Annotated in this window: 20 protein-coding genes and 1 pseudogene; 3 read left to right on the plus strand and 18 right to left on the minus strand. The window is 60.2% G+C overall.

Annotated features, from left to right (window positions below; all coding sequences use genetic code 11):
• Positions 1-20: 20 nt before the first annotated feature.
• The 11 genes from K0P33_RS24620 to K0P33_RS24670 form a co-directional block, all read right to left on the minus strand.
• Positions 21-1,010: a DNA polymerase III subunit delta' gene (locus tag K0P33_RS24620; protein ID WP_094952770.1), complete on the minus strand. Its 990-nt coding sequence runs from the start codon at positions 1,008-1,010 to the stop codon at positions 21-23.
• Entirely contained in the window at positions 1,003-1,635 is a 633-nt protein-coding gene (gene tmk / locus K0P33_RS24625) for a dTMP kinase (protein ID WP_242152065.1), read from the minus strand. The genes K0P33_RS24620 and tmk overlap by 8 nt, the downstream gene beginning before the upstream one ends.
• Positions 1,636-1,654: 19 nt before the next feature.
• Positions 1,655-2,800 (minus strand): endolytic transglycosylase MltG, encoded by a 1,146-nt coding sequence (gene mltG / locus K0P33_RS24630; RefSeq protein ID WP_242152070.1) that lies wholly within the window; start codon positions 2,798-2,800, stop codon positions 1,655-1,657.
• Position 2,801: 1 nt separating this feature from the next.
• The gene (pabC, locus tag K0P33_RS24635; RefSeq protein ID WP_094952767.1) at positions 2,802-3,617 is read right to left on the minus strand and encodes an aminodeoxychorismate lyase; all 816 of its coding nucleotides are present in this window, start codon (positions 3,615-3,617) and stop codon (positions 2,802-2,804) included.
• A complete protein-coding gene (gene fabF / locus K0P33_RS24640) occupies positions 3,617-4,861 on the minus strand; it encodes a beta-ketoacyl-ACP synthase II (RefSeq protein WP_094952766.1) in 1,245 nt (414 codons plus the stop codon). Before fabF ends, pabC begins: the two co-directional genes overlap by 1 nt.
• A gap of 143 nt (positions 4,862-5,004) precedes the next feature.
• A complete protein-coding gene (gene acpP, locus K0P33_RS24645; RefSeq protein ID WP_094468504.1) occupies positions 5,005-5,241 on the minus strand; it encodes an acyl carrier protein in 237 nt (78 codons plus the stop codon).
• A gap of 191 nt (positions 5,242-5,432) precedes the next feature.
• Positions 5,433-6,176 (minus strand): 3-oxoacyl-ACP reductase FabG, encoded by a 744-nt coding sequence (gene fabG / locus K0P33_RS24650; protein ID WP_015885432.1) that lies wholly within the window; start codon positions 6,174-6,176, stop codon positions 5,433-5,435.
• Between the two features lie 32 nt (positions 6,177-6,208).
• Positions 6,209-7,147: an ACP S-malonyltransferase gene (gene fabD / locus K0P33_RS24655; protein WP_094952765.1), complete on the minus strand. Its 939-nt coding sequence runs from the start codon at positions 7,145-7,147 to the stop codon at positions 6,209-6,211.
• Positions 7,148-7,291: 144 nt separating this feature from the next.
• Entirely contained in the window at positions 7,292-8,302 is a 1,011-nt protein-coding gene (gene plsX, locus K0P33_RS24660) for a phosphate acyltransferase PlsX (protein ID WP_242152072.1), read from the minus strand.
• A 4-nt stretch (positions 8,303-8,306) separates the two neighbouring features.
• A complete protein-coding gene (gene rpmF, locus K0P33_RS24665) occupies positions 8,307-8,489 on the minus strand; it encodes a 50S ribosomal protein L32 (RefSeq protein WP_008152339.1) in 183 nt (60 codons plus the stop codon).
• 13 nt (positions 8,490-8,502) lie between these two features.
• The gene (locus K0P33_RS24670; RefSeq protein ID WP_032886799.1) at positions 8,503-9,033 is read right to left on the minus strand and encodes a YceD family protein; all 531 of its coding nucleotides are present in this window, start codon (positions 9,031-9,033) and stop codon (positions 8,503-8,505) included.
• A 105-nt stretch (positions 9,034-9,138) separates the two neighbouring features.
• On the opposite strand from K0P33_RS24670, the gene K0P33_RS24675 reads away from it, so the two are divergent.
• Positions 9,139-9,717 carry a nucleoside triphosphate pyrophosphatase gene (locus K0P33_RS24675; RefSeq protein WP_242152075.1) on the plus strand — a complete coding sequence of 193 codons (579 nt, stop codon included), beginning with the start codon at positions 9,139-9,141 and terminating at the stop codon, positions 9,715-9,717.
• Positions 9,718-9,850: 133 nt separating this feature from the next.
• Here the strand turns inward: K0P33_RS24675 and K0P33_RS24680 are convergent, their stop codons facing one another.
• Genes K0P33_RS24680 through rluC form a run of 3 tightly spaced genes read right to left on the minus strand, consistent with a single transcriptional unit; the run spans position 9,851 to position 12,464 of the window.
• A complete protein-coding gene (locus K0P33_RS24680) occupies positions 9,851-10,834 on the minus strand; it encodes a S49 family peptidase (protein WP_094952762.1) in 984 nt (327 codons plus the stop codon).
• Positions 10,835-10,855: 21 nt separating this feature from the next.
• Positions 10,856-11,518, minus strand: a complete 663-nt coding sequence (locus K0P33_RS24685; RefSeq protein ID WP_094952761.1) for an HAD-IA family hydrolase — start codon at positions 11,516-11,518, stop codon at positions 10,856-10,858.
• Positions 11,505-12,464, minus strand: coding sequence for a 23S rRNA pseudouridine(955/2504/2580) synthase RluC (gene rluC / locus K0P33_RS24690; RefSeq protein WP_032886795.1), 960 nt, complete (start codon positions 12,462-12,464; stop codon positions 11,505-11,507). The genes K0P33_RS24685 and rluC overlap by 14 nt, the downstream gene beginning before the upstream one ends.
• A 768-nt stretch (positions 12,465-13,232) precedes the next feature.
• On the opposite strand from rluC, the gene rne reads away from it, so the two are divergent.
• Entirely contained in the window at positions 13,233-16,406 is a 3,174-nt protein-coding gene (gene rne, locus K0P33_RS24695) for a ribonuclease E (protein ID WP_242156112.1), read from the plus strand.
• Between the two features lie 267 nt (positions 16,407-16,673).
• Here rne and K0P33_RS24700 read toward each other — a convergent pair whose 3' ends face one another.
• The 3 genes from K0P33_RS24700 to K0P33_RS24710 form a co-directional block, all read right to left on the minus strand.
• Positions 16,674-17,264: a nucleotidyltransferase family protein gene (locus tag K0P33_RS24700; RefSeq protein ID WP_242152079.1), complete on the minus strand. Its 591-nt coding sequence runs from the start codon at positions 17,262-17,264 to the stop codon at positions 16,674-16,676.
• Positions 17,261-18,247, minus strand: coding sequence for an XdhC family protein (locus tag K0P33_RS24705; RefSeq protein ID WP_242152082.1), 987 nt, complete (start codon positions 18,245-18,247; stop codon positions 17,261-17,263). The genes K0P33_RS24700 and K0P33_RS24705 overlap by 4 nt, the downstream gene beginning before the upstream one ends.
• A 250-nt stretch (positions 18,248-18,497) precedes the next feature.
• Positions 18,498-19,832, minus strand: coding sequence for a dicarboxylate/amino acid:cation symporter (locus tag K0P33_RS24710; protein ID WP_242152085.1), 1,335 nt, complete (start codon positions 19,830-19,832; stop codon positions 18,498-18,500).
• Positions 19,833-20,171: 339 nt separating this feature from the next.
• Between K0P33_RS24710 and K0P33_RS24715 the strand changes: the two genes are divergently transcribed.
• A complete protein-coding gene (locus K0P33_RS24715; protein WP_242152089.1) occupies positions 20,172-21,170 on the plus strand; it encodes an AraC family transcriptional regulator in 999 nt (332 codons plus the stop codon).
• A 53-nt stretch (positions 21,171-21,223) separates the two neighbouring features.
• Here the strand turns inward: K0P33_RS24715 and K0P33_RS24720 are convergent.
• A pseudogene (locus K0P33_RS24720) lies at positions 21,224-22,599 on the minus strand (IS3 family transposase).
• Between the last annotated feature and the right edge of the window lie 367 nt (positions 22,600-22,966).

Consider the following 22,966-nt stretch of genomic DNA (forward strand, 5'->3'; position numbering starts at 1 on the left):
ACAACCGTCGGCCACGGAAATTAACGCCGGCCGAGCAAGCCGACCCACTGCACCAGCAATGCTTCGAGCAACAGCACGCGGTTGAGGTTGGCTTTGCCCAGGACCTTCTGGCGCTGGGCCAGAATCCAGTCCTGGATGTTCAGCACTTTGTCTTGCGCGCTTTTCTGCGCGAGGTACTGCACCACCTTGCGCATGTCCGGCAGGCCCAGGCCGCTTTCATCCTGGGTCAACTGGTAGCGCAGGATCAGGCTCGACCAGTCACAGAACCAGTCAAACAGCAGCAGCAACGGAATATCCTTCCAGGCGCTTTCGGCCAGTTGTGTCGCGGACAACTCTTGCTTGAGCAGCTTTTTCACGCCATCCACGACCAAAGCCCGTTGCTCGCGCACGCCTTGGGCTTGCAGCTTCACGGCCGCGAGCGGTGAACCTGCGGCCAGGATCAGCAGTTCAACCCGTTCGTCTTCGGAGCACTCCGGCAGCGCCTGCGCCAGCCACTGCAAGCTCATGGCTTCGCTCGGCAACGGGCAAGCCTGCTGCACGCAGCGGCTGCGAATGGTCGGTAACAAGCGGCTGGACTGGTGGCTGACCAGCAACAGCACGGTATCGCCCGACGGTTCTTCGAGGCTTTTGAGCAAGGCGTTGGCGGCATTGATGTTCATCGCCTCCACCGGCTCGATCAGCACCACCTTGCGCCCGCCCATCTGCGCGGTCTGCACCACAAAGCTGACGAGGTCACGCACCTGGTCGACCTTGATCGCCTTGTCGGCTTCCTCGGGTTCCAGCAGGTAGTTATCAGGGTGGCTGCCGGCCTTGAGCAGCAGGCAGGATTTGCACGCACCGCAGGCTTCCAGACTGACCGGGCGCTGGCATAGCAGACTGGCCATCAAGCGCTCGGCCAAGGCACGCTTGCCGATACCCGCCGGCCCATGCAGCAGATAGGCGTGGGCGTGCTGAGCACGGCCGGCCAGTTGCTGCCAGAGGCTGTCCTGCCACGGATAGGCTTCAGCCACGGGCACGCTCCAGCAGAGTCGGCAATAGGGCGTCGATGGCCTGCTGTACCTGCGTCAGGGGCTGGGACGCGTCCAACCGGTGATAACGCGCAGGCTCAGCCTCGGCACGCTGGAGAAACGCTGTGCGCACGGCGTCGAAGAAGACTTGGCCTTCCAGTTCGAAACGGTCCAGGCGCCCCCGGGCACTGGCGCGAGCCATGCCCACTTCCACCGGCAGATCGAACAACAGCGTCAGGTCAGGGCGCAAGTCGCCCTGGACGAACGTTTCCAAGGTGGCGATACGCGCCAGGGACAAGCCGCGGCCACCGCCTTGGTAGGCGTAGGTCGAATCGGTAAAACGGTCACAGATCACCACGGCGCCACGTGCCAGGGCTGGGCGGATCACTTCGGCCAGGTGCTGGGCGCGGGCGGCAAACACCAGCAGCAGCTCGGTGTCCGGGTTCATCTGTTCTTCACCTGGGGCCAGCAGCACTTCACGGATGCGCTCGGCCAGCGGCGTGCCGCCGGGCTCACGGGTCAACACCACCTCGACGCCCTGCGAACGCAAGCGCTCGGCCAGATAATCGCGGTTGGTGCTTTTGCCGGCGCCTTCCGGGCCTTCCAGGGTAATAAACAAGCCAGTCACAGGCGGTCCTTAGTCAGAGTCATTGCGGGCTTTGCGGCGCGGCGGTGTCCCGCGCAGGCTCGGCGGGCGTTTCACCCGGTGCTTGCGCCGGCGCATCGGCAGATGGCGCCGCGTCTTCCGGTGGTTTCACCACTGGCGCCGGGCTGGAACGGTAATCGGCGCGGCGCTTGAGCTGAAACTCACGCACGGCGGCATTATGCGCATCCAGGTCATCGGAGAAAGTATGGCTGCCATCGCCACGGGCGACGAAATACAGGCTGCTGCCCGGCACCGGGTTCAACGCAGCATGGATCGCCTCGCGGCCGACCATCGCGATCGGCGTCGGCGGCAAGCCGGCAACCATGTAGGTGTTGTAGGGGTTGGCTTCCTTGAGGTGCGCACGGGTCAGCTTGCCGTTGTAGCGTTCACCCAAGCCGTAGATCACCGTTGGGTCGGTTTGCAGCAGCATGCCGATCTTCATCCGCCGCACAAAGACGCCCGCGATCTGCCCGCGCTCTTGCGGCACGCCGGTCTCTTTCTCGACCAGGGAAGCCATGATCAGCGCTTGGTAAGGGTCGGTGTAGGGCGCATCAGCGGCGCGCTTGCTCCACTCTTGAGCGAGCACATCGTCCAGGCGGTTGTAGGCTTTTTTCAGGAATTCGACGTCGGTCATGCCGCGCACGAAGCGGTAGGTATCAGGAAAGAACCGCCCTTCGGGGAACACGCCAGGGTGGCCGAGCTTATCCATCACTTCGCTGTCGCTCAGGCCAGACAGGGTCTGCACGATCTTTTCATGCTTGGCCAGGGCCGATCGCACTTGGCGGAAGTTCCAGCCCTCCACCAACGTCAGGCTGTATTGCACCACTTCGCCGCGCTGCCACAGGCCGATCAGGCCTTCGGCGGTGAGGCCGGGGGTCATGCGGTATTCGCCGCTGTGCAGCGGCTGGCCGTCGAGGTTGAAACGCCAGTACAGGCGCAACCAGAAGGCATCATCGAGCACGCCTTCGGCTTCGAGGCGATTGAAAGTCCCCGTCGGGGTCGACCCCGCCGGTACATCGAGCAATTGTTCCTGGGTCAGATTCAGGGGCTGCTTCAAGGCAGAGTCAAGCTTCCAGGCCGAGAAGCCCAGCAGCAAGCCTGCCGAGACCAGGCCGATCTGCAGCAGTAAAACCAGTTTTCGTATCAACTCAAATATCCAATAGCGCGCGAACAATGGCCTGCAGTTTACGGGTGAGCGGCCCAACCGGCCAGCTCATCGCAGCACAGCCACGCACCGGCCAAATGCCATAGACGCTGTTGCAAACAAAAACCTCGTCGGCCTGCTGCAACTGCTCAAGGCTAATGTCGGCCACGTCCAGCGGCATGCCAAGTGCTTGAGCCTGGGCCAGAATCTCGGCGCGCATGACTCCGGCGACCCCGCAACGATTCAGATCGGCGGTCGTTAACACGCCGTTGCGCACCAGGAACAGGTTGCTGAACACGCCCTCGATGACGCGCCCGGACATATCCAGCATCAATCCTTCGGCGTGCTCAACGTCCTGCCACTCGGCGCGGGCGATCACTTGTTCCAGGCGATTAAGGTGCTTGAGACCGGCGAGCAACGGCTGCTCGGCCAAGCGGGTGGCGCACGGAAACAGGCGGATGCCGTCGGTTCCATACGCGGGGGGATAAGTAGCGGGCGGATTGCCCTGCAAGAGACGGCGCACCGGGGCGCCTGGGTTGATGCCATAACCGCGCAAGCTGTCGCCGCGGGTGAGGATCAATTTGAGAACACCGTCGCCAAGGGCGGCGGCATACGCCAGCACTTCGTTACGGACAAGCTTTGGGTCCGTAACCAAGGCTAGGCGCCTGCAACCCTCGTCAAGGCGTTGCAGGTGACGGTCGAGCAGCACAGGCTGCCCGGCCTTGACGGCGATGGTTTCAAACACCCCATCACCGTACGCCAGGCCGCGATCTTTCAGGGGCACGTTGTCCGCTGGCTGACCGTCGACCCAGCTGTGCATCACTGCGTGAACCGGCGGAACACCAGGGAACCGTTGGTGCCACCAAAACCGAACGAGTTGGAGATCACCACGTCGATCGGCATCGGCTGCGCTTCGTGAGGCACGAAGTTCAGGTCGCAGCCTTCGTCCGGCTCATCAAGGTTGATGGTCGGCGGAGCGACCTGATCCTTGATGGCCATCACACTGAAGATTGCCTCGACCGCGCCCGCCGCACCCAACAGGTGGCCGGTCATGGACTTGGTGGAGCTGACCGCCAGCTTATAGGCGTGCTCACCGAACACCGACTTGATGGCTTCGGCTTCCGCCAGGTCGCCGGTCATGGTCGAGGTGCCGTGGGCGTTGATGTACTGCACCTGGTCGGCGTTGACCTTCGCATCGCGCAAGGCGTTGGTGATGCAACGCGCAGCACCGGCACCGTCGGACGGTGGCGAGGTCATGTGGTAGGCATCACCGCTCATGCCAAAGCCGATCAGCTCCGCGTAGATCGTGGCACCACGCGCCTTGGCGTGCTCCAACTCTTCCAGTACCAGCGCACCGGCGCCGTCGGACAGTACAAAGCCGTCACGGCCCTTGTCCCACGGACGACTGGCACGGGTCGGCTCGTCGTTGCGCGTCGACAGCGCACGGGACGCGCCGAAGCCGCCCATGCCCAGGCCGCAGGCGGCCATCTCGGCGCCACCGGCGATCATCACGTCAGCTTCGTCATAGGCGATGTTGCGTGCTGCCATGCCGATGCAGTGCGTACCCGTGGTGCACGCCGTCGCAATGGCGTAGTTAGGCCCCTGTGCACCGAGGTGGATGGACAGGAAACCGGAAATCATATTGATGATCGAGCCCGGGACGAAGAACGGTGAAATTCGACGGGGGCCGGAATCGTGCAGCGTGCGGCTGGTTTCTTCGATATTGGTCAAACCGCCAATACCCGAACCCATGGCCACACCGATGCGCTCACGGTTGGCGTCGGTGACTTCCAGGCCGGCATTACGCACCGCCTGAAAACCGGCGGCCAGGCCGTATTGAATGAACAGGTCGAGTTTGCGGGACTCTTTGATCGAGAGATATTCCTCGACATTGAAGCCCTTTACCGAGCCGCCAAAACGGGTGGAATAGGCAGAAAGGTCCGTGTGTTCGATCAGACCGATACCACTGCGGCCAGCCAGAATGCCCTGCCAACTGCTTGGCACATCCGTACCCAGTGGCGACAACATACCCATACCGGTGACTACGACGCGTCTACGCGACACAGCACTCTCCTTTTTCTTGATGACGACACTTCGCTAGCGCTCACGCTTCATCAGACCAAAAGTCTCATCAGAGCTAAAGAAAAAACCGCACGCCGTTACAGCAGTGCGGTTTTTCCCTAACAGCAAGCGACGACTACAAACTATTACGCCTGGTGGTTCGTAACGTAGTCGATAGCAGCTTGAACAGTAGTGATTTTTTCAGCTTCTTCGTCCGGGATTTCGGTCTCGAATTCCTCTTCCAGAGCCATCACCAGCTCAACGGTGTCAAGGGAATCGGCACCCAGGTCTTCTACGAAGGAAGCAGTGTTGGTCACTTCTTCTTCTTTGACGCCCAGTTGCTCGGCAACGATTTTCTTGACGCGCTCTTCGATGGTGCTCATACCTTGTTTAACTCCTAATGGACAAATTCAGGCAGCTGGCCAGTGGGTAAGTGTATAGAAAGCCATTTCAGCTTTTCAACTGAAAGCTTCACCCTGTACCCGGTCCGCCACCTGCCTATAAATTAAGTTGCAGCTTTATAACGGATTTTAGACAGCTCGTATGACATTTTTTTGAAGCGATCCGTCACAATTTAACTCATGTACATCCCGCCGTTCACCGGGATTGTAGCCCCAGTCACGTATGCCGCACCGTCGGATGCCAGGAAAGTGACCACATTTGCGATCTCTTGAGCCTGGCCCAGACGGCCCAGCGGAATCTGCGTCAGCAGCGCTTCACGCTGTGCTTCGGGCAGTTCGCGGGTCATATCAGTGTCGATGAACCCTGGGGCCACCGAGTTGACCGTAATCGACCGCGAGCCGACTTCACGGGCCAATGCACGGCTGAAACCTTCCAGACCGGCTTTAGCCGCCGCGTAGTTTACTTGGCCTGCGTTGCCCATGGCACCCACTACGGAGCCAATATTGATAATTCGACCCCAACGCGCCTTGGTCATGCCGCGCAAAACACCCTTGGACAGGCGAAACAGGCTGTTCAAGTTGGTATCGACCACGTCGTACCACTCGTCGTCTTTCATGCGCATCATCAGGTTGTCGCGGGTAATACCGGCGTTGTTCACCAGAATAGCCGGCGCGCCGAACTGTGCAGTGATTTCAGCCAGGACAGCGGCAACCGACTCATCGCTGGTCACGTTCAGCTCAAGGCCGGTGCCCTGAACGCCGTTTTCCTTCAAGGTGGCGGCGATACGCTCGGCACCCGAGGCGGACGTGGCAGTGCCGATAACAACGGCGCCCTGACGGCCCAGTTCCAGGGCGATCGCCTGGCCAATGCCACGGCTGGCGCCGGTAACCAGTGCAACTTTACCTTGCAGACTCATGCAGGCTTCTCCTAAGTTCGGGGATCAGGGATTCAGGCCAGTGCCGCGCGAGCGGCAGCAAAGGCATCCGGGGTATTGAGGTTGGCAGTCGAAACGCCGTCGGCGCAGCGCTTGTTCAAGCCAGCCAGGACTTTGCCCGGGCCACACTCGACAAGCGTGGTAGCGCCATTGGCGGCCAGGGTCTGCACTGACTCAACCCAGCGCACAGGCTTGTAGAGTTGCTCGAGCAGGTCGCGCTTGAGGGTGTCGAGGTCGGCGGCAACGGCCGCGCTAACGTTCTGCACCAGCGGGATCTGCGGCACCTGCCAGTTGATGGCGGCGATGGACTCGGCAAAACGCTCAGCGGCCGGGCGCATCAGCTCGCAGTGGGACGGCACGCTGACCGGCAATGGCAGGGCGCGCTTGGCGCCACGGGCCTTGCAGCCTTCGATGGCACGTTCAACCGCCGCCTTGGCACCGGCGATCACCACCTGGCCAGGGGAGTTGAAATTCACCGCGCTGACCACTTCGCCTTGGGCCGCTTCGGCGCAGGCTTCGATCACCACAGCATCGTCCAGGCCCAAGATAGCGGCCATGCCGCCCTGCCCGGCCGGCACGGCTTCCTGCATCAGTTGGCCACGACGCTCGACCAGCTTGACCGCTTCACCCAAGGTCAGGCTGCCTGCGGCCACCAGGGCGCTGTATTCGCCCAAGCTGTGACCGGCCACGTAAGCCGGGCGCGCGCCGCCTTCGGCCAGCCACAAGCGCCACAGGGCGATCGAAGCGGTCAGGATGGCCGGCTGAGTTTTATCGGTTTGATTGAGTTGCTCTTCCGGCCCCTGCTGGGTCAGCGCCCATAGGTCGTAACCCAGGGCATCGGAAGCTTCCTTGAAAGTTTCCAGGATCAGCGGATGTTGCGCGCCCAACTCGGCCAACATGCCGAGGGACTGCGAACCCTGCCCTGGAAAGACGAATGCGAGGGATGTAGACATGTAACAAGCCCCTAATGATCTGGTCGTCAAAAATGCGCACTCCCGATTTTGAGATGAATCCAAGGTTGGGAGCGTACGAAACTGACAGATTGGATGGTCAATTGAACTGGCCGGTCACATTTAAGCACTCCCGGGCCGATTCGCCTAAGGCAACAAGTCCTCAAGACGGCCGTGCAAGCGTTGCGGCAGGTTTTCCTGGATCTCGATCAACGCCCGCGCAATCGCACTTTGAAAGCCTTGCACGCCCGCCGAACCGTGGCTCTTAACGACAATGCCCTGCAACCCCAGAAAGCTCGCACCGTTGTGCCGCGCCGGCGCCAGGTCAGCCTGCAAGCGACGCATCAACGGCAGCGCCAGGGCGCCGACCAGGCGTGAGGCCAGGTTCTGCTTGAACAAGGCCTCGATACGCGTGGCAATCATGGTCGCCAGGCCTTCGCTGGACTTGAGCAGGATATTGCCGACAAACCCGTCGCACACCACCACATCGGCTTCGCCCCGGTACAAGCCGTCACCTTCGACAAAGCCGATGTAGTTCAAGCCCCGCGCACCTTGCAACAAGGTGGCGGCGAGCTTGACCTGCTGGTTGCCCTTAATGTCCTCAGTGCCGATATTCAGCAACGCCACCCGCGGTCGGTTCACGCCCAGCGCCTCGGCAGCCACCGAGCCCATCACGGCGAACTGAAACAAATGCTCGGCACTGCAATCGACGTTCGCGCCCAGGTCCAGCAGTTGGCAGTAGCCTTTCTGCGTAGGAATCGCCGCGACCATCGCCGGCCGATCAATACCGGGCAACGTCTTGAGCACATGCCGCGACAACGCCATCAACGCCCCGGTATTGCCCGCACTGACACAGGCTTGCACCTTGCCATCACGCAGCAACTCAAGGGCCACCCGCATTGAAGAGTCAGGCTTGCCACGCAGGGCTGTCGCCGGCTTGTCGTCCATACTGATGGTTTCGCTGGCCGGCGTAATCGTCAGGCGCGCGCGATCCACCGCCGGATAGCTGGCAATCAGTTCTTCAAGAAGGGAGAGTTGACCGACGAGGGTCAGGTGCAGCGAGGGCGTAGCAGCCAGGCTGGCAATGCAAGCCTGAACAATGCTGCGGGGACCGAAGTCCCCGCCCATTGCGTCAATCGCGATGACTTGAGCAGACAAGTGATTACTCGTCAGCGCCCTTGTCGATCACTTTACGGCCACGGTATACGCCTTCTGGCGATACGTGGTGACGCAGGTGAATTTCACCAGTGGTTTTTTCTACAGACAGAGTGCTCGCCGTCAGGGCGTCGTGCGAACGACGCATGTCACGGGCAGAGCGGGATTTTTTGTTCTGCTGAACAGCCATAATTGATTAACTCCTAAACGTTTGGGTCACGCTTTAACTGCGCCAATACACTGAACGGGTTGGACCGCGTTACCTCGTCCTCGCTCGGCTCGGCCTCGTCATCGAGACCCTCCGGCTGCTGGCATTCTTCCGGATGATGAGCAGGCACAATGGGCAAGGCGAGCAGAAGCTCTTCCTCGATCAGTGCATGCAGATCCAAAGGATCTTCGCCCAGTTCCAGCACGTCATAACCTTTCGGCAACGACTGGGTATTCGCACCCTCCTTCACCACAGCGTAACTGCATTCACTGTGAATCGGCAGGGTGACCAGCTCAAGACAACGCTGGCAAACCATTTTGACTTCGGTGTCGATAAAACTGTGGATTACCACAGACTTACGTTCATCTCGTTCAAAAACGAATTTGGCCTGCACCGTACCGACAGTGTCGGAAAGCGGGTCGCAGAGTCTCTCCAAATCGGCCAGCAGCAATTCACCTTGAAGGGAAGTGCCACGATCTGCCAATTTGCGCGGGTCAACGTGAGGTGGAATCGGGTCATTCAACATAGGCGCAGCATTATAGGGATGCACCCAGCCATGTCAAAGGAAATTCAGCCCTGTGCGTCAGCGGGTCGCCTCGCTAGAATCTCCAACTGCCTTAAGGAGACGCCCATGCTGCCTTTATTACTCGCATCCAGCTCGGTTTACCGCCGGGAATTGCTGAGCCGCCTGCACCTGCCGTTCATCTGCAGCTCGCCGGACATCGACGAAAGCCACCGCGAAAATGAGTCCGCCATCGAGCTGGTCAAACGCCTGGCCGAAGAGAAAGCCCGCGCCCTTGCCCATAGCCATCCAAGGCATCTGATTATTGGCTCGGACCAGGTGGCCGCGCTCGACGGTCGGATCATCGGCAAGCCCCACACCTTCGAAAATGCCCGCGAACAATTGTTGGCAGCCAGCGGCAAGCGCGTGACCTTCCTCACCGGCCTGGCACTGCTTAACAGCGAGACCGGGCACTGCCAGGTCGACTGCGTGCCGTTTACCGTACACATGCGCGTATTGGACGTGGAGCGCATTGAGCGCTACCTGCGCGCCGAGCAGCCTTATGACTGTGCCGGCAGCTTCAAGGCTGAAGGGCTGGGCGTGAGCCTGTTTCAGAGCACTGAAGGGCCGGATGCCACCAGCCTCATAGGCTTACCACTGATTCACCTAGTGGATATGTTGCTGGCTGAAGGCGTGCAGATCCCTTAAACCCACCACAAAACCAAATGTGGGAGCTGGCTTACCTGCGATAGCGGTAGGCCAGCCGCTATAAATGCCAACTGACAAACCGCTATCGCGGGCAAGCCCGCTCCCACACTTGAAACTCTTCGCCTGCTGGATCTCAGCGCAAGGTCGGGCCCTGGAAGCCCATGTACAGGGCCAATTTCTCCGCCACGCTGGCGCCAAGCTTCTTGGAGAAGCGATCAAACGGCGACTCCTCAACCGAGAAATCCACCAATTCTTTCTCGCCAATCACATCCCGCGCCACCGAACTGGCACTGCCCAGGCCATCAATCAAACCCAGCGGCAACGCCTGCTCGCCCGACCACACCAGACCGGAGAACAACTCCGGATGGTCTTTGTCCTTCAGACGATCGCCGCGCCCCTGCTTCACGCTGGCGATGAACTGACGATGGGTGGTATCGAGTACGCCCTGCCAAAACTGGGTTTCATCAGCCTTTTGCGGCTGGAACGGGTCGAGGAAGGACTTGTGCTCGCCCGAGGTGTAGGTGCGACGCTCCACACCGAGCTTCTCCATGGTGCCGACAAAGCCGTAACCGGCCGCCGTCACACCGATGGAGCCGACCAGGCTGGCCTTATCGGCATAAATCTGGTCAGCGGCGCTGGCGATGTAATAGGCACCTGAGGCGCCGAGGTCGGAAATCACCGCGTAAAGCTTGGTATCCGGATGCAATGCGCGCAGACGGCGAATCTCGTCATACACATAGCCCGACTGCACAGGGCTGCCACCCGGGCTGTTGATACGCAGAATAACGCCTTTGACCTTGGGGTCTTCAAACGCGGCGCGCAGGCTGCTGACGATATTGTCGGCACTGGCGGACTCCTTGTCGGCAATCACCCCGCGCACTTCGATCAAGGCGGTGTAGTTGCTGCCACGGGTGGCGCTTTTTTCCATGTCCATCAGCGGGCTGAACAGCGCCAGCATGCCGAGCAGGTAAACAAAGGTCAGCAGCTTGAAGAAAATCCCCCAACGCCGCGAACGACGCTGCTCCTGGACGCCGGCCAGGAGAGTCTTCTCCAGCAGCTTCCAGCTTTTGTCATCACCGCTCTCGGCCTTTTCGGGCGCTTTCCACTCGTCACTCATGCCATTAACCCCAGCAAAGACTTATTGGGCCCGGCTTAGCCAGGCCTGCAGTTCAGAAAAATGATCAATCGTCAGCCTCGGCTCGTACTGCTGCAAGGCCTCGGCAGCCTGGGCGCCGTAGCTGACCGCGACACTGTCCATGCCGGCATTGCGCGCCATCATCAGGTCAAAGGAGGCGTCGCCCACCATCAAGGCCTGGCGCGGCGCTACGCCGCAGTGCGCCAGGATCTGCTCCAGCATCAGAGGATGGGGTTTGCTGGCGGTTTCATCCGCTGCACGGGTGATGTCGAAATAATCTTCATAACCGTGAGCCTTCAGCACCCGGTCCAGCCCGCGACGGGCCTTACCGGTGGCCACGGCCAGGTGATAACCCTCGGCGCGGAACGCTTCCAGCGACTGCACTACACCGTCGAATAACGGCGAAGGCGTGGCCTCCAGCGCAATGTAGTGGTCAGCGTAATGGTCACGAAAGGTCACCAGTTCAGCGTCGCTGATCTGGGGGTACAAGGTACGTATCGCCTCAGGCAAGCCCAGGCCGATAATGCCTTTCACCGCCAGATCAGTGCACAACGCGAAGCCCGACCGGGTCGAGGCGACATGCATTGATTCAACGATCCGACCAATGGAATCACACAGGGTGCCGTCCCAGTCGAAGATCAGCAGCTTGTAATCAAGGTGCGACACTCAATCGCTCCACGGTCTTGGCCCACATCTCATCGACCGGCGCCTGCAGTTTCAACTCACCGCCATCCGGCAGTGGAACCGTCAGCATGTAGGCATGCAGGAACAGGCGCTTGCCGCCCAGGTCGCGGATTTCCTTGGAGAAATCCTCGTCACCGTATTTGGTATCGCCAGCAATGCAGTGGCCTGCGTGCAAGGTGTGCACGCGAATCTGGTGGGTGCGGCCGGTCACCGGCTTGGCCTCGACCAGGGTGGCGAAATCGCCGAAGCGGCGCAGCACCTTGAACAGGGTCAGGGCTTCTTTGCCCTCCTCGTCCACTTCGACCATGCGTTCGCCGGAGCGCAGGTTGCTCTTCTGCAACGGCGCGCGAACGCTCTTGATCGAACTGGCCCAGTTGCCACGCACCAGCGCCATGTAGCGTTTGTCCACACCATCGCCACGCAGGGCGGTGTGCAGGTGACGCAACATGCTGCGCTTCTTGGCGATCATCAGCAGGCCGGAAGTGTCGCGGTCCAGGCGGTGGACCAACTCCAGTTCCTTGGCATCCGGGCGCAACTGGCGGAAGGCTTCGATCACGCCGAACGTCAGGCCGCTGCCGCCGTGAACGGCAATGCCGCACGGCTTGTTGATCACGATCAGCTTGTTGTCTTCAAAGACAATCGAGGCTTCAAGGCGCTGCAACAGGCCTTGGGCCAGCGGCACGGGCTCGTCACGCTCAGGCACGCGCACCGGCGGCACGCGAACGATATCGCCCGCCTGCAGCTTGTACTCGGGCTTGATCCGGCCCTTGTTCACGCGCACTTCGCCTTTACGCAAGATGCGGTAAATCAGGGTCTTGGGCACGCCTTTGAGCCTGGCCAGGAGAAAATTGTCGATGCGTTGGCCGGCATATTCCGGCGAGACCTCGAGCAGCTGGACGCTGGGGGTCTGGGGGGCGGTAGTCGTCATGGCGGCGATGATAACAATTTTTTATGGAATTGAAGCACTTAATCATTGCTGCTATAGTCGCGAACGCCGCCAAAAGCGGCCTGGACAGAGGACTTGCGGCAAACTGCCGGCCCTGACCATCGCAATTCATCAGGACGCGAGGCCGTCCTACGGGGCTTTCGCCATCGTGAAAGGCTCGAGATTGTAACAAGCGCAGGTGACATGAGGCCTGAAGCGAGTGCAGAAAGCAGAGTGAATACTCGCGTTCTGCGCCGATATTTACGGCCAGTTCACAAAGTGCAGTCAGTCTTGAGCCAGACCATGGCGAATGCTTCGGAAACAACGCCTGTTAAGAGCTGAGTGAGAGCGCAGTCGCCCACACCTAGTCTTGTTTAGCCATGAGCGTGGACTCCCCATTGGAGAACACGGTAAATGCCAACCCGCTGCGGATTCTGCGCGCGGCAGCACCCGAATTATCAGGGATACGTGTAGGGTGGAGATGCACAACCGTCGGACCGTGTAGCACTAGGCTTATATTTAGACGCTTCATCTCGTCCACAGTCGCCGGTTGATTCCTCCTCCTGACCTTAGCTTTTGTTGAAGTGGTGCCTTTGTCACCACCGCTAACAAGCAGGACGCGTCCGTCGCGATACCGGCCCAATTGGCTCGTTATTGCTGGACACTGGAGTGGCCAACCACTCTTGACGCACCTGACACCGACCGTGAGAAGTCGTGTGTGCCGAACGCCGTTTCCGGCAGCCCGGAAACCGACGGTACAACATGAAAAGAATGCTGATTAACGCAACTCAACCCGAAGAGTTGCGTGTTGCACTGGTAGATGGCCAACGCCTCTACGACCTGGACATCGAATCCGGTGCACGCGAGCAAAAGAAGGCCAACATCTATAAAGGCCGTATTACTCGCATCGAACCGAGCCTTGAGGCTGCCTTTGTCGATTTCGGCTCCGAGCGCCACGGCTTCCTGCCCCTCAAAGAAATCTCCCGCGAATACTTCAAGAAAGCCCCTGAAGGCCGCGTGAACATCAAAGACGTCCTGAGCGAAGGCCAGGAAGTTATCGTTCAGGTCGAAAAAGAAGAACGTGGCAACAAGGGCGCCGCCCTGACCACCTTCATCAGCCTGGCTGGCCGTTATCTGGTCCTGATGCCGAACAACCCGCGTGCCGGCGGCATCTCCCGTCGCATCGAAGGCGAAGAGCGCAACGAACTGCGTGAAGCGCTGAACGGCTTGATCGCACCAGCCGACATGGGCCTGATCGTTCGCACTGCCGGCCTTGGCCGCAGCAGCGAAGAAATGCAGTGGGACCTCGACTACCTGCTGCAACTGTGGACCGCTATTAAAGAAGCGTCCCTGGATCGTTCCGCGCCGTTCCTGATCTACCAGGAAAGCAACGTGATCATCCGCGCCATCCGCGATTACCTGCGCCAGGACATCGGCGAAGTGCTGATCGACAGCGTTGAAGCCCAGGACGAAGCGCTGACCTTCATCCGCCAGGTGATGCCGCAGTACGCCAGCAAGATCAAGCTGTACGAAGACAGCGTTCCGCTGTTCAACCGTTTCCAGATCGAAAGCCAGATCGAGACCGCCTTCCAGCGCGTGGTCGAACTGCCTTCCGGCGGCTCCATTGTGATCGACCCGACCGAAGCCCTGGTGTCCATCGACATCAACTCGGCGCGTGCGACCAAAGGCAGCGACATCGAAGAAACCGCCCTGCAGACCAACCTGGAAGCGGCTGAAGAAATCGCCCGCCAGCTGCGCCTGCGTGACATCGGCGGCCTGATCGTGATCGACTTCATCGACATGACCCCGGCCAAGAACCAGCGCGCCGTGGAAGAGAAAGTCCGCGAATGCCTGGAAGCTGACCGTGCCCGCGTACAGGTTGGCCGCATCTCGCGCTTCGGCCTGCTGGAAATGTCCCGTCAGCGCCTGCGCCCATCCTTGGGCGAGAGCAGCGGCATCGTCTGCCCGCGTTGCAACGGCACCGGCATCATCCGTGACGTTGAATCGCTGTCCCTGGCGATCCTGCGCCTGATCGAAGAAGAAGCCCTGAAAGACCGCACTGCCGAAGTCCGCGCGCAAGTGCCGATCCCGGTTGCAGCCTTCCTGCTTAACGAAAAACGCAACTCGATCACCAAGATCGAACTGCGCACCCGTGCCCGTATCGTCATCCTGCCGAACGATCACCTCGAGACGCCGCACTTCGAAGTGCAGCGCCTGCGTGATGACAGCCCGGAAGCTCACAGCGGCCAGTCCAGCTACGAAATCGCGGCTGCCGCTGCCGAAGTCGAAGAAGTCCAGCCAGCCGCCGCGACCCGCACTCTGGTTCGCCAGGAAGCCGCGGTGAAGACGGCTCCAGCTCGCGCCAACGCACCGGTGCCTGCTGAAGTTGCCGCGCCGGCCGCCCTGCCTGAGCCAAGCCTGTTCAAAGGCCTGGTGAAGTCTCTGGTTAGCCTGTTCGCAACTAAAGAAGAGCCCGCGGCTCCGGTTGTGGTTGAAAAACCAGCCACCGAGCGCCCGGCGCGCAACGAAGAGCGTCGCAACGGCCGTCAGCAAAGCCGTAACCGCAACGGTCGCCGTGACGAAGAGCGCAAGCCGCGCGAAGAACGTGCTCCGCGTGAAGAACGCGCACCACGTGAAGAGCGTGCACCACGTGAAGAACGCGCACCTCGCGAAGCCCGTGAAGAAACCCCAACCGTAGCCCGCGAAGAACGTGCACCGCGTGAAGAGCGCGCACCACGCACCCCACGCGCACCCCGTGAAGACCGCAAGCCACGTGGCGAGCGTGAAGAACGTGTACGTGAACTGCGCGAGCCACTGGACGCAGCGCCTGCCGTAGCTGGCGAAGCTGCCAGTGAAGAACGCCCGGCTCGCCAGCCGCGTGAAGAACGCGCCCCACGTGAAGAGCGCCAACCGCGCCCACCGCGTGAAGAGCGTCAACCACGCGCCGAGCAAGCAGCTGCTGCCAGCGAAGAAGACGAAGTGCTGACCGGCGAAGAGCAACTGCAGGAAGATGGTCAGGACAACGCCGAAGGCGATCGTCCACGCCGCCGCTCCCGTGGCCAGCGTCGTCGCAGCAACCGTCGCGAGCGTCAACGTGATGCCAACGGTAACGTGATCGAAGGCTCGGAAGAGACCGGCGAAAACGCAGAAGCCGCCACCACCGAACCAACTGGCGCCGAATTGGCTGCCGGCCTGGCGGTAACGGCTGCCGTTGCCAGCTCGGTCATCAGCGCACCGGCTGAAGCCCAGGCGCACGAGCAAGCTGAACGCGCCACAGCTGCCGTTGAAGAAACTGTTGCGGTAGAAGCCCCAGAAGCACCGGTGGCTGAAACCCCATTGGTAGAAGCGCCGGTTGTTGAAGCAACTACCCCAATCGAAGCCCCAGTGGTTACGGAAGTGGAAGTTGCACCGGTTCGCGAAACCCAACCAGAAGTGGAAGTGGCTGCTGTCGAGCCTGCACCGGTGGTTGAGCCTCAGCCCGTGGTTGAAGCGCCGGTTGTTGAAGAAGCCGCCCCGGCAGTGCGTGAAGTTCGCGAAGAACAGACCGCCTTCCAGTGGACTGCCGAACCAGCCGCTGCAGTTGAAGCGCCAGCCTCTGCCCCCGTGGTAGAAGAAGCGCCTACACCGGTTGCCGAAGTGGTTGAAGCCGCTCCGGTTGTGGTTGCCGAGCCTGCGCCAGTGGTTGAAGCGCCAGTGGTTGCCGAAGTCGCCGCCCCGGTGGTCGAAGCAGCACCTGCCAGCGCCCTGACCGAAAACGGCCGCGCGCCGAACGACCCACGTGAAGTGCGTCGCCGTCGCAAGGAAGCTGAGGCAGCCGCTGCAGCTGCCGCAGCAGCACCGGCCGCTGTCGAAGTAATCGAGGCACCAGCCCCGGTTGCTGAAACAGTGGTTGAGCACGCCCCAAAGGCTTTGGAAGCAGAACACGAGCCTAAACCCCTCGTCTGATTCCATCAGCCACTAAAAAGCCCCGCCTGAGTGATCAGGCGGGGCTTTTTTATGGAGCTGAACACACCGCTATATTGATTTGAAATGCACTCAACTGTGGGAGCGGGCTTGCCCGCGATGACGTCGGCCCAGCAAACATTGATGTTGACTGACCCACCGCTTTCGCGGGCAAGTCGAATCGTCGCACCGCCGCTCCCACAGGGGATCTGCGCTTAACTGAACGGCATTAGGGCAAGCGCGCTCGCCACAACAAGCCAGCTCCTACATTCAGTCCACGTGGAAACTTAGCATCTGCGGTAGGTCCACATCCCAAAGCACGCCAGGATCGCTAACCTGGACCTCACTCACCGTCGCACAGGCAAATAACGGCTTGGCGCCGCGATCCCCGTTCAGCGCCATCAAGGATGGCCCAAGCGCCCGGCCAAACGCCACTGGATGCCCGTATTCACCCGCCAGCACCGGCACACGGATGCCATCTGCTGCCAGCGCATCAACCACCCTTTCGATACTAGAAGATTGGATAAACGGCATATCCCCCAACACCACCAACCAGCCATCAGACTCACCACTGGCTGCGACCGCCGCCGCAATGCTATCGCCCATCCCAACTGAGTGCAGCAGCAACACCTCACAACCGTAGGCCCGCGCCAGGCGAATCACTTCGGGCCGGTCCGGCGAGGTCACCAACCAGCGCGTTACAACACGCTCAGGCAAATTCAATAGCACCTGCTCGATCACCGGTCGCGTCACACCATCCAAGCCTACGCAGTCGGCCAACAACTTATCCTTATCAGCCCCCGCTTCGGCACGAAAACGACTGCCCTGCCCGGCCGCCAGCACAATCGCGGTAACGGTCATTCAGCCACTACCGGCAGCGGCTTTTTCTGCGTCGGTGCCACGCCATTCTTGATGGCGACGATTTCCGCCATCAACGACAACGCAATCTCGGACGGAGTATGGCTGCCGATGTGCAAACCAATCGGCCCATGCAAACGTGCAATCGCCTCCGCCGACAAACCCAGCGCCGTCAGGTTTTCCCGGCGCTTTTGCGTATTGACCCGCGAACCGAGGGCACCGATGTAGAACGCGGTGGAATTCAACGCCGTCAGCAGCGCCATGTCATCCAGGCGTGGGTCGTGGGTCAGGCAGACGATGGCCGTGCGCTCATCCGTCTGGATATTCAAGACCGCCTCATCCGGCATGCCCGGCACAAAGCGGCCGTGTTGCTCTTCCCAGCCATAGACGAACTCTTCGCGCGGGTCACAGATCAGCACCTCGAAATCCAACAGCCGCGCCATCTCAGCCACGTAGCGCGACAGCTGCCCGGCGCCGATCAACAGTAGTCGCCAACGCGGCCCGTAAATGGCCCGCAGGCGTTCGCCGTCGAAGGTCACGACATCGGTTTTGCTCGCACCGACCAAGCTCACGCGGCCCGTGACCAGGTCCAGCTCTCGGGCGACGATTTCATGCGCTTCGCAACGCTCCAGCAATTGCGCGACCCAACCCCAGTCGTCCACCCGCTCCTCTGTAAGGCGCAGAGTGCCACCGCAAGGCAAGCCAAAACGCGCCGCCTCATCGCGGGTAACGCCATAGGTCACTAACTGCACCGGCGGCCCATCCTCAGGCAAGCGGCCATCCTGCAAGCGCGCGATCAAGTCATCCTCGATGCAGCCACCGGACACTGACCCAATCACCACGCCATCGCCACGCAAGGCCAACATCGCCCCCGGCGGACGCGGCGCGCTGCCCCAGGTCTGGACCACGCTGTAGAGCACCACGCGGTGCCCGGCACGGCGCCAGTCGAGCACGCTGCGCAAGACATTCAGATCCACACTGTCCATCAAGACTCCTGCAAGCAATTACTGCGCAAACATGCGGCGGGTTAAGGGGTTTTAGAGCGGGCAGCACGGTGCGAGTTTCATCAGCGTAACCAACAGCCGCCTTGTAGAGACGGGCTTCATCGCAACGTGATGAACTACTCACTGAATGTAAATCAAAACATGCAAAAAGTGACCCAGCAGAAACGCAAACGCCCCGAACAAGTCGGGGCGTTTGTGGGTAACTTCGGCGTCAGTTCACGCCATCAGCCCCTTACTTCACAGCAGCAGGAGCAGGGCCTTCGGCCACACCCAGGTCATCTTGCGGACGGGTGTCGGAGATGCCAGTACCGCCGGATGCCAACTCGCTGTGCAGCTTGTCAGTGTCCAGTTCCTTGACCCACTTGGCCACAACGATGGTGGCAACGGCGTTACCCACCAGGTTGGTCAGTGCGCGGGCTTCAGACATGAAGCGGTCGATACCCAGGATCAGCGCCAGGCCAGCAACCGGCAGGTGGCCGACAGCCGACAGGGTAGCAGCCAGTACGATGAAGCCCGAACCAGTCACGCCAGCAGCGCCTTTGGAGGACAGCAGCAGCACCAGCAGCAGGGTGATCTGGTGAGTGATGTCCATGTGGGTGTCAGTCGCCTGGGCGATGAACACGGCAGCCATGGTCAGGTAGATCGAAGTACCGTCGAGGTTGAACGAGTAGCCGGTCGGGATCACCAGGCCTACTACGGATTTCTTCGCGCCCAGACGCTCCATCTTGATCAGCATGCGTGGCAGTGCGGATTCGGAGGAGGAAGTACCCAGAACGATCAGCAGCTCTTCACGGATGTAGCGAACCAGCTTCAACACGCTGAAACCGTGTGCGCGGCAGATAGCGCCCAGCACCACGACCACGAACAGGATGCAGGTGATGTAGAAGCAGATCATCAACTGGCCGAGCTGCACCAGGGAACCTACACCGTAGGCGCCGATGGTGAACGCCATGGCGCCCAGGGCACCGATTGGCGCGAGCTTCATGATCATGTTGATGATGTTGAACATCACGTGAGCGAAGCGATCGATGAAGTCCAGGACCGGCTTGCCATAGGCGCCCAGGCGGTGCAGGGCGAAACCGAAGATCACCGAGAACATCAGCACTTGCAGGATGTCACCGTTGGCGAAGGCGCCGACGATGGTGTTCGGGATCACGTTGAGGATGAAGCCAACCACGCTCTGGTCTGCACCGGCAGTCACGTAGGCAGCGACTTTGGAGGCATCCAGGGTAGCCACGTCGATGTGCATGCCGGCGCCCGGTTGCACAACGTTGACCACGACCAGGCCGATCAGCAGGGCGATGGTGGAAACAACTTCGAAGTACAGCAGCGCGTAGCCGCCGGTTTTGCCGACCGATTTCATGCTTTGCATGCCAGCGATGCCGCTGACAACGGTGCAGAAGATGATCGGGGCGATGACCATTTTGATCAGTTTGATGAACCCGTCACCCAGTGGCTTGAGGGCCACGCCGGTCTGCGGGTAGAAGTGACCGAGCAAAATACCGATAACGATTGCAACGATCACCTGGAAATACAGGGATTTGTAGATTGGCTGACGAGTCGTCATTGCAAAGTTCCTCAATCGCACCGTGTGGCAAAGATCCGCCATTGCCCACGACACTTGAATTGCGAACCCTCCTGCACTGGAGGGATTTGTTGTTTGCGAGGTCTGTAAGAACATTCCTGCGCTGTGATCTTTATCGCAAACGCCGTGCCACTTTGCTTAAAAACCCTGAAGGCCTTTAGACATCAGGGCTGAGGGGTTGAATGCCCCCGTCAGGGCTACCAAGAAGCTGGCGGAAACCCGCCACGCTCTCTGATCTCGTCCTACAATTTGGCGGATATCCGCCTTGTCGCCCCGCCCTCGGGTGGCTACCATCCGCCACTCCATGGACGAGGCCCTCACATGCGTGAACGTACCATCGCCAGTCACTACGCGCGGGCCGCCCTCGGCGGGGCGCGTCGGGCGGGCTACGATTACTCGCCCCTGCTGTTGCAGGCCGGTATCACCCCGGAACTGTTGACCGAGCCACGCGCCCGCATCGCCCCCGAGCAATTTACCCGGCTGTTGCAAATGCTCTGGCTGGCGCTGGACGACGAATACCTGGGGTTTGCCGAAGGCCCAAGCAAACGCGGCACCTTCGCCATGATGTGCCACGCGCTGATTCACTGCCGCACCCTGGAGAAGGCTCTGGAACGCGGCTTATTATTTTATAGCCTATTCCCACAGGGTCCGCGCTGGCAGCTGACAAGAGAAGGCGACATGGCCCGCCTGAGCCTGGACGATTCGCAGCTGTGGGACCCGGATCATTTCCTCAGCGAATGCCTGCTGGTGATCTGGCATCGCCTGGGCAGCTGGCTGATCGGCCAGCGTATTCGGCTGCACCAGGCCACTTTCAGCTACCCGATGCCGGCGCATGCTGGCGAATATGACCTGCTCTTCCCCTGCCCTCAGGTGTTCGGCGCGCCGCACAGCAGCCTGGTGTTTCCGGCGCGCTACCTGAGCCTGCCGCTATTGCAGGACGAACGCACCCTCAAGCACTTTCTTGAGCGCTCGCCCGCCGACCTGCTGTCGCGGCCGGATGAAGGCGACAGCCTGAGCAGCCAACTGCGCCGCTTGCTGAGCCGCGACCGCACGCCCTGGCCGGACCTGGAAGCCGTCGCGCAGCACCTGCACATCAGCCCACAAACCCTGCGCCGGCATTTGCGTGAAGAAGGCACCAGCTTTCAGGCGCTCAAGGATGAGTTGCGGCGGGACATCGCCATCTACCATTTGGGGCGGGCGGATTTGTCATTGCAGGAGATTGCCGAACAGCTGGGGTTTTCCGAACCGTCGGCGTTTCATCGGGCGTTCAAGAAGTGGACTGGATTGACGCCGGGGGCGTATCGGGCGCAGGAGAGTTAGAGGTGAATTGCCTGGGCGGGTGAAGTGCGCCCCAAAAGTTGGACAGCTAATGGTTAGGCTACCGCGGACCGGGTTCTGTAAGCCACAGGGCTCAGTCCGCCAAGCTTCGTTTTGATTCGCTTATGGTTGTAGTAATGGATGTACTTATCCAGCCCGGCCTGCAGCTGAGCAACGCTGTCGAAGCTTTCCCGATAGTAAAACTCCGACTTCAGGGTACCGAAAAAGCTTTCCATTGTGGCGTTGTCATAGCAGTTCCCTTTGCGAGACATACTCTGTTCCAACCCAGCTTTTTCCAGTTTTTCCCGATACTTTGAGTGTCGATAGTGCCAGCCCTGATCCGAGTGCAGCATGGGTTTGGCGCCTTCGGGCAAGCGCTCAAGGGCCAGCTCCAGCATGTCGCCTACCAAGGCGTATTGGGGACGGACGGCGGTCTTATAGGCCACAATCTCTCCGTTGTACAAGTCCAGTACTGGGGACAGATACAGCTTTTTGCCGGCCACTTTGAACTCGGTGACATCGGTCACCCATTTCTGATTTGGTTGCTCAGCTTCGAACTGACGAGCCAGGATATTGGGCGATACCTCTCCCATTGGCCCTTTATACGATTTGTATTTTTTCGGTCGCACTGTGCATTTCAGGCCTAACTCTCCCATCAGCCGTCGTACCGTTTTACCGTTGATCAACGGCGTTTGCTTACGTAGCTCTAAAGTCATCCGACGGTAACCAAGGCGGCCCTCATTCTCGTCTTGGATAGTCTGGATAGAGGCTTTGATCGAGATAAACCGGTCCGCAACGCCCATCGCCTTGAGTTGGTAGTAGTACGTACTTCGCGCAAGACCTACCAGCTTGAGCAAATCACTCAAGGGGAAAGCTTGTTTGAGCTCAGTGACTAATCGGGCTTTTTCTTCGCTTCTCTCTCTCGCCTCATCACCGCCTCGCCCAACTCTCCAAGCTTTTTTAGGTAGGCGTTCTCCATGCGCAAATACTGCAGTTCATCGAGTAATGCCTTGTGTGCAAGCTGTGCGTCGGTGAGTGGGGTGGTAGTTTTACGCGGTTTAGAAGGCGGCTTGGGCATAGCGGTAATCGATCCTTTTTTCCCTGACTCCAGGGCTTCAATACCGCCACTGTAATACTGCTGTTGCCATCTGCCCACCTGGCTTGAGTTACCCAGGTTGAAGAGCGCCGCTGCGCGGCGCAAGGATAAGGAGTCGCGCCACATGCGTTGCAGCACTGAAAACTTGAACAAGGGACTGTAGCGTTCGCCGGTTCTGCTTAGACAGGCTTCGCCATGTAATCGGTAAGCCTCCACCCAACGACGAAGCAAGGTGGGATCCATTTGAAATTGAGCGGCTATGCGGCGAAAGCCTCGGCCCTGCTCAAGGAAAGTGGTAATGGCGGAAAGCTTGAACTGCGTCGTGTATTTGCTCATGAAAAGCCTCAGGAGTTGGACGAGTGTCCAACTTCTGGGGCGCACTTCAATGGCATCGGCTGGTTATGCCTGACACACCGAGGTGCTTGCATCGCAGGCAAGCCAGCTCCCACAGAAAAGCAGAGCACTGCGGTGCTGGCAGCTAAACTCGGTCAAAACTGTGGGAGCGGGCTTGCTCGCGAAGGCGGTGGGTCAGTCAGCTCATGTGTAACTGACCCACCGCCTTCGCGAGCAAGCCCGCTCCCACATTGGGATCTCATTACATCAGCTAGATAGGGTGGTGCTCTGCTTCTGCTCTGCTTCTGCTCTGCTTCTGCCTTGCTTTTGCTTCTACCACTCAGGTCGGCTACTAGGCCGCCGTGCTCTT

The sequence above is a fragment of the Pseudomonas sp. ArH3a genome, from assembly GCF_022648765.1.
Classification (GTDB): Bacteria; Pseudomonadota; Gammaproteobacteria; order Pseudomonadales; family Pseudomonadaceae; genus Aquipseudomonas.

Bases quoted from the DNA above. Each gene is read 5' to 3' on its own strand.
- K0P33_RS24675 (WP_242152075.1), top strand. From the start codon at position 9,139: ATGCTGCCTTTATTACTCGCATCCAGCTCGGTTTACCGCCGGGAATTG.
- fabD (WP_094952765.1), bottom strand. From the start codon at position 7,147: ATGTCTACATCCCTCGCATTCGTCTTTCCAGGGCAGGGTTCGCAGTCC.
- acpP (WP_094468504.1), bottom strand. From the start codon at position 5,241: ATGAGCACCATCGAAGAGCGCGTCAAGAAAATCGTTGCCGAGCAACTG.
- K0P33_RS24710 (WP_242152085.1), bottom strand. From the start codon at position 19,832: ATGACGACTCGTCAGCCAATCTACAAATCCCTGTATTTCCAGGTGATC.
- K0P33_RS24705 (WP_242152082.1), bottom strand. From the start codon at position 18,247: ATGGACAGTGTGGATCTGAATGTCTTGCGCAGCGTGCTCGACTGGCGC.
- rpmF (WP_008152339.1), bottom strand. From the start codon at position 8,489: ATGGCTGTTCAGCAGAACAAAAAATCCCGCTCTGCCCGTGACATGCGT.
- pabC (WP_094952767.1), bottom strand. From the start codon at position 3,617: ATGCACAGCTGGGTCGACGGTCAGCCAGCGGACAACGTGCCCCTGAAA.
- rluC (WP_032886795.1), bottom strand. From the start codon at position 12,464: ATGACGACTACCGCCCCCCAGACCCCCAGCGTCCAGCTGCTCGAGGTC.
- K0P33_RS24700 (WP_242152079.1), bottom strand. From the start codon at position 17,264: ATGACCGTTACCGCGATTGTGCTGGCGGCCGGGCAGGGCAGTCGTTTT.
- K0P33_RS24715 (WP_242152089.1), top strand. From the start codon at position 20,172: ATGCGTGAACGTACCATCGCCAGTCACTACGCGCGGGCCGCCCTCGGC.
- K0P33_RS24680 (WP_094952762.1), bottom strand. From the start codon at position 10,834: ATGAGTGACGAGTGGAAAGCGCCCGAAAAGGCCGAGAGCGGTGATGAC.
- K0P33_RS24670 (WP_032886799.1), bottom strand. From the start codon at position 9,033: ATGTTGAATGACCCGATTCCACCTCACGTTGACCCGCGCAAATTGGCA.
- rne (WP_242156112.1), top strand. From the start codon at position 13,233: ATGCTGATTAACGCAACTCAACCCGAAGAGTTGCGTGTTGCACTGGTA.
- fabG (WP_015885432.1), bottom strand. From the start codon at position 6,176: ATGAGTCTGCAAGGTAAAGTTGCACTGGTTACCGGCGCCAGCCGTGGC.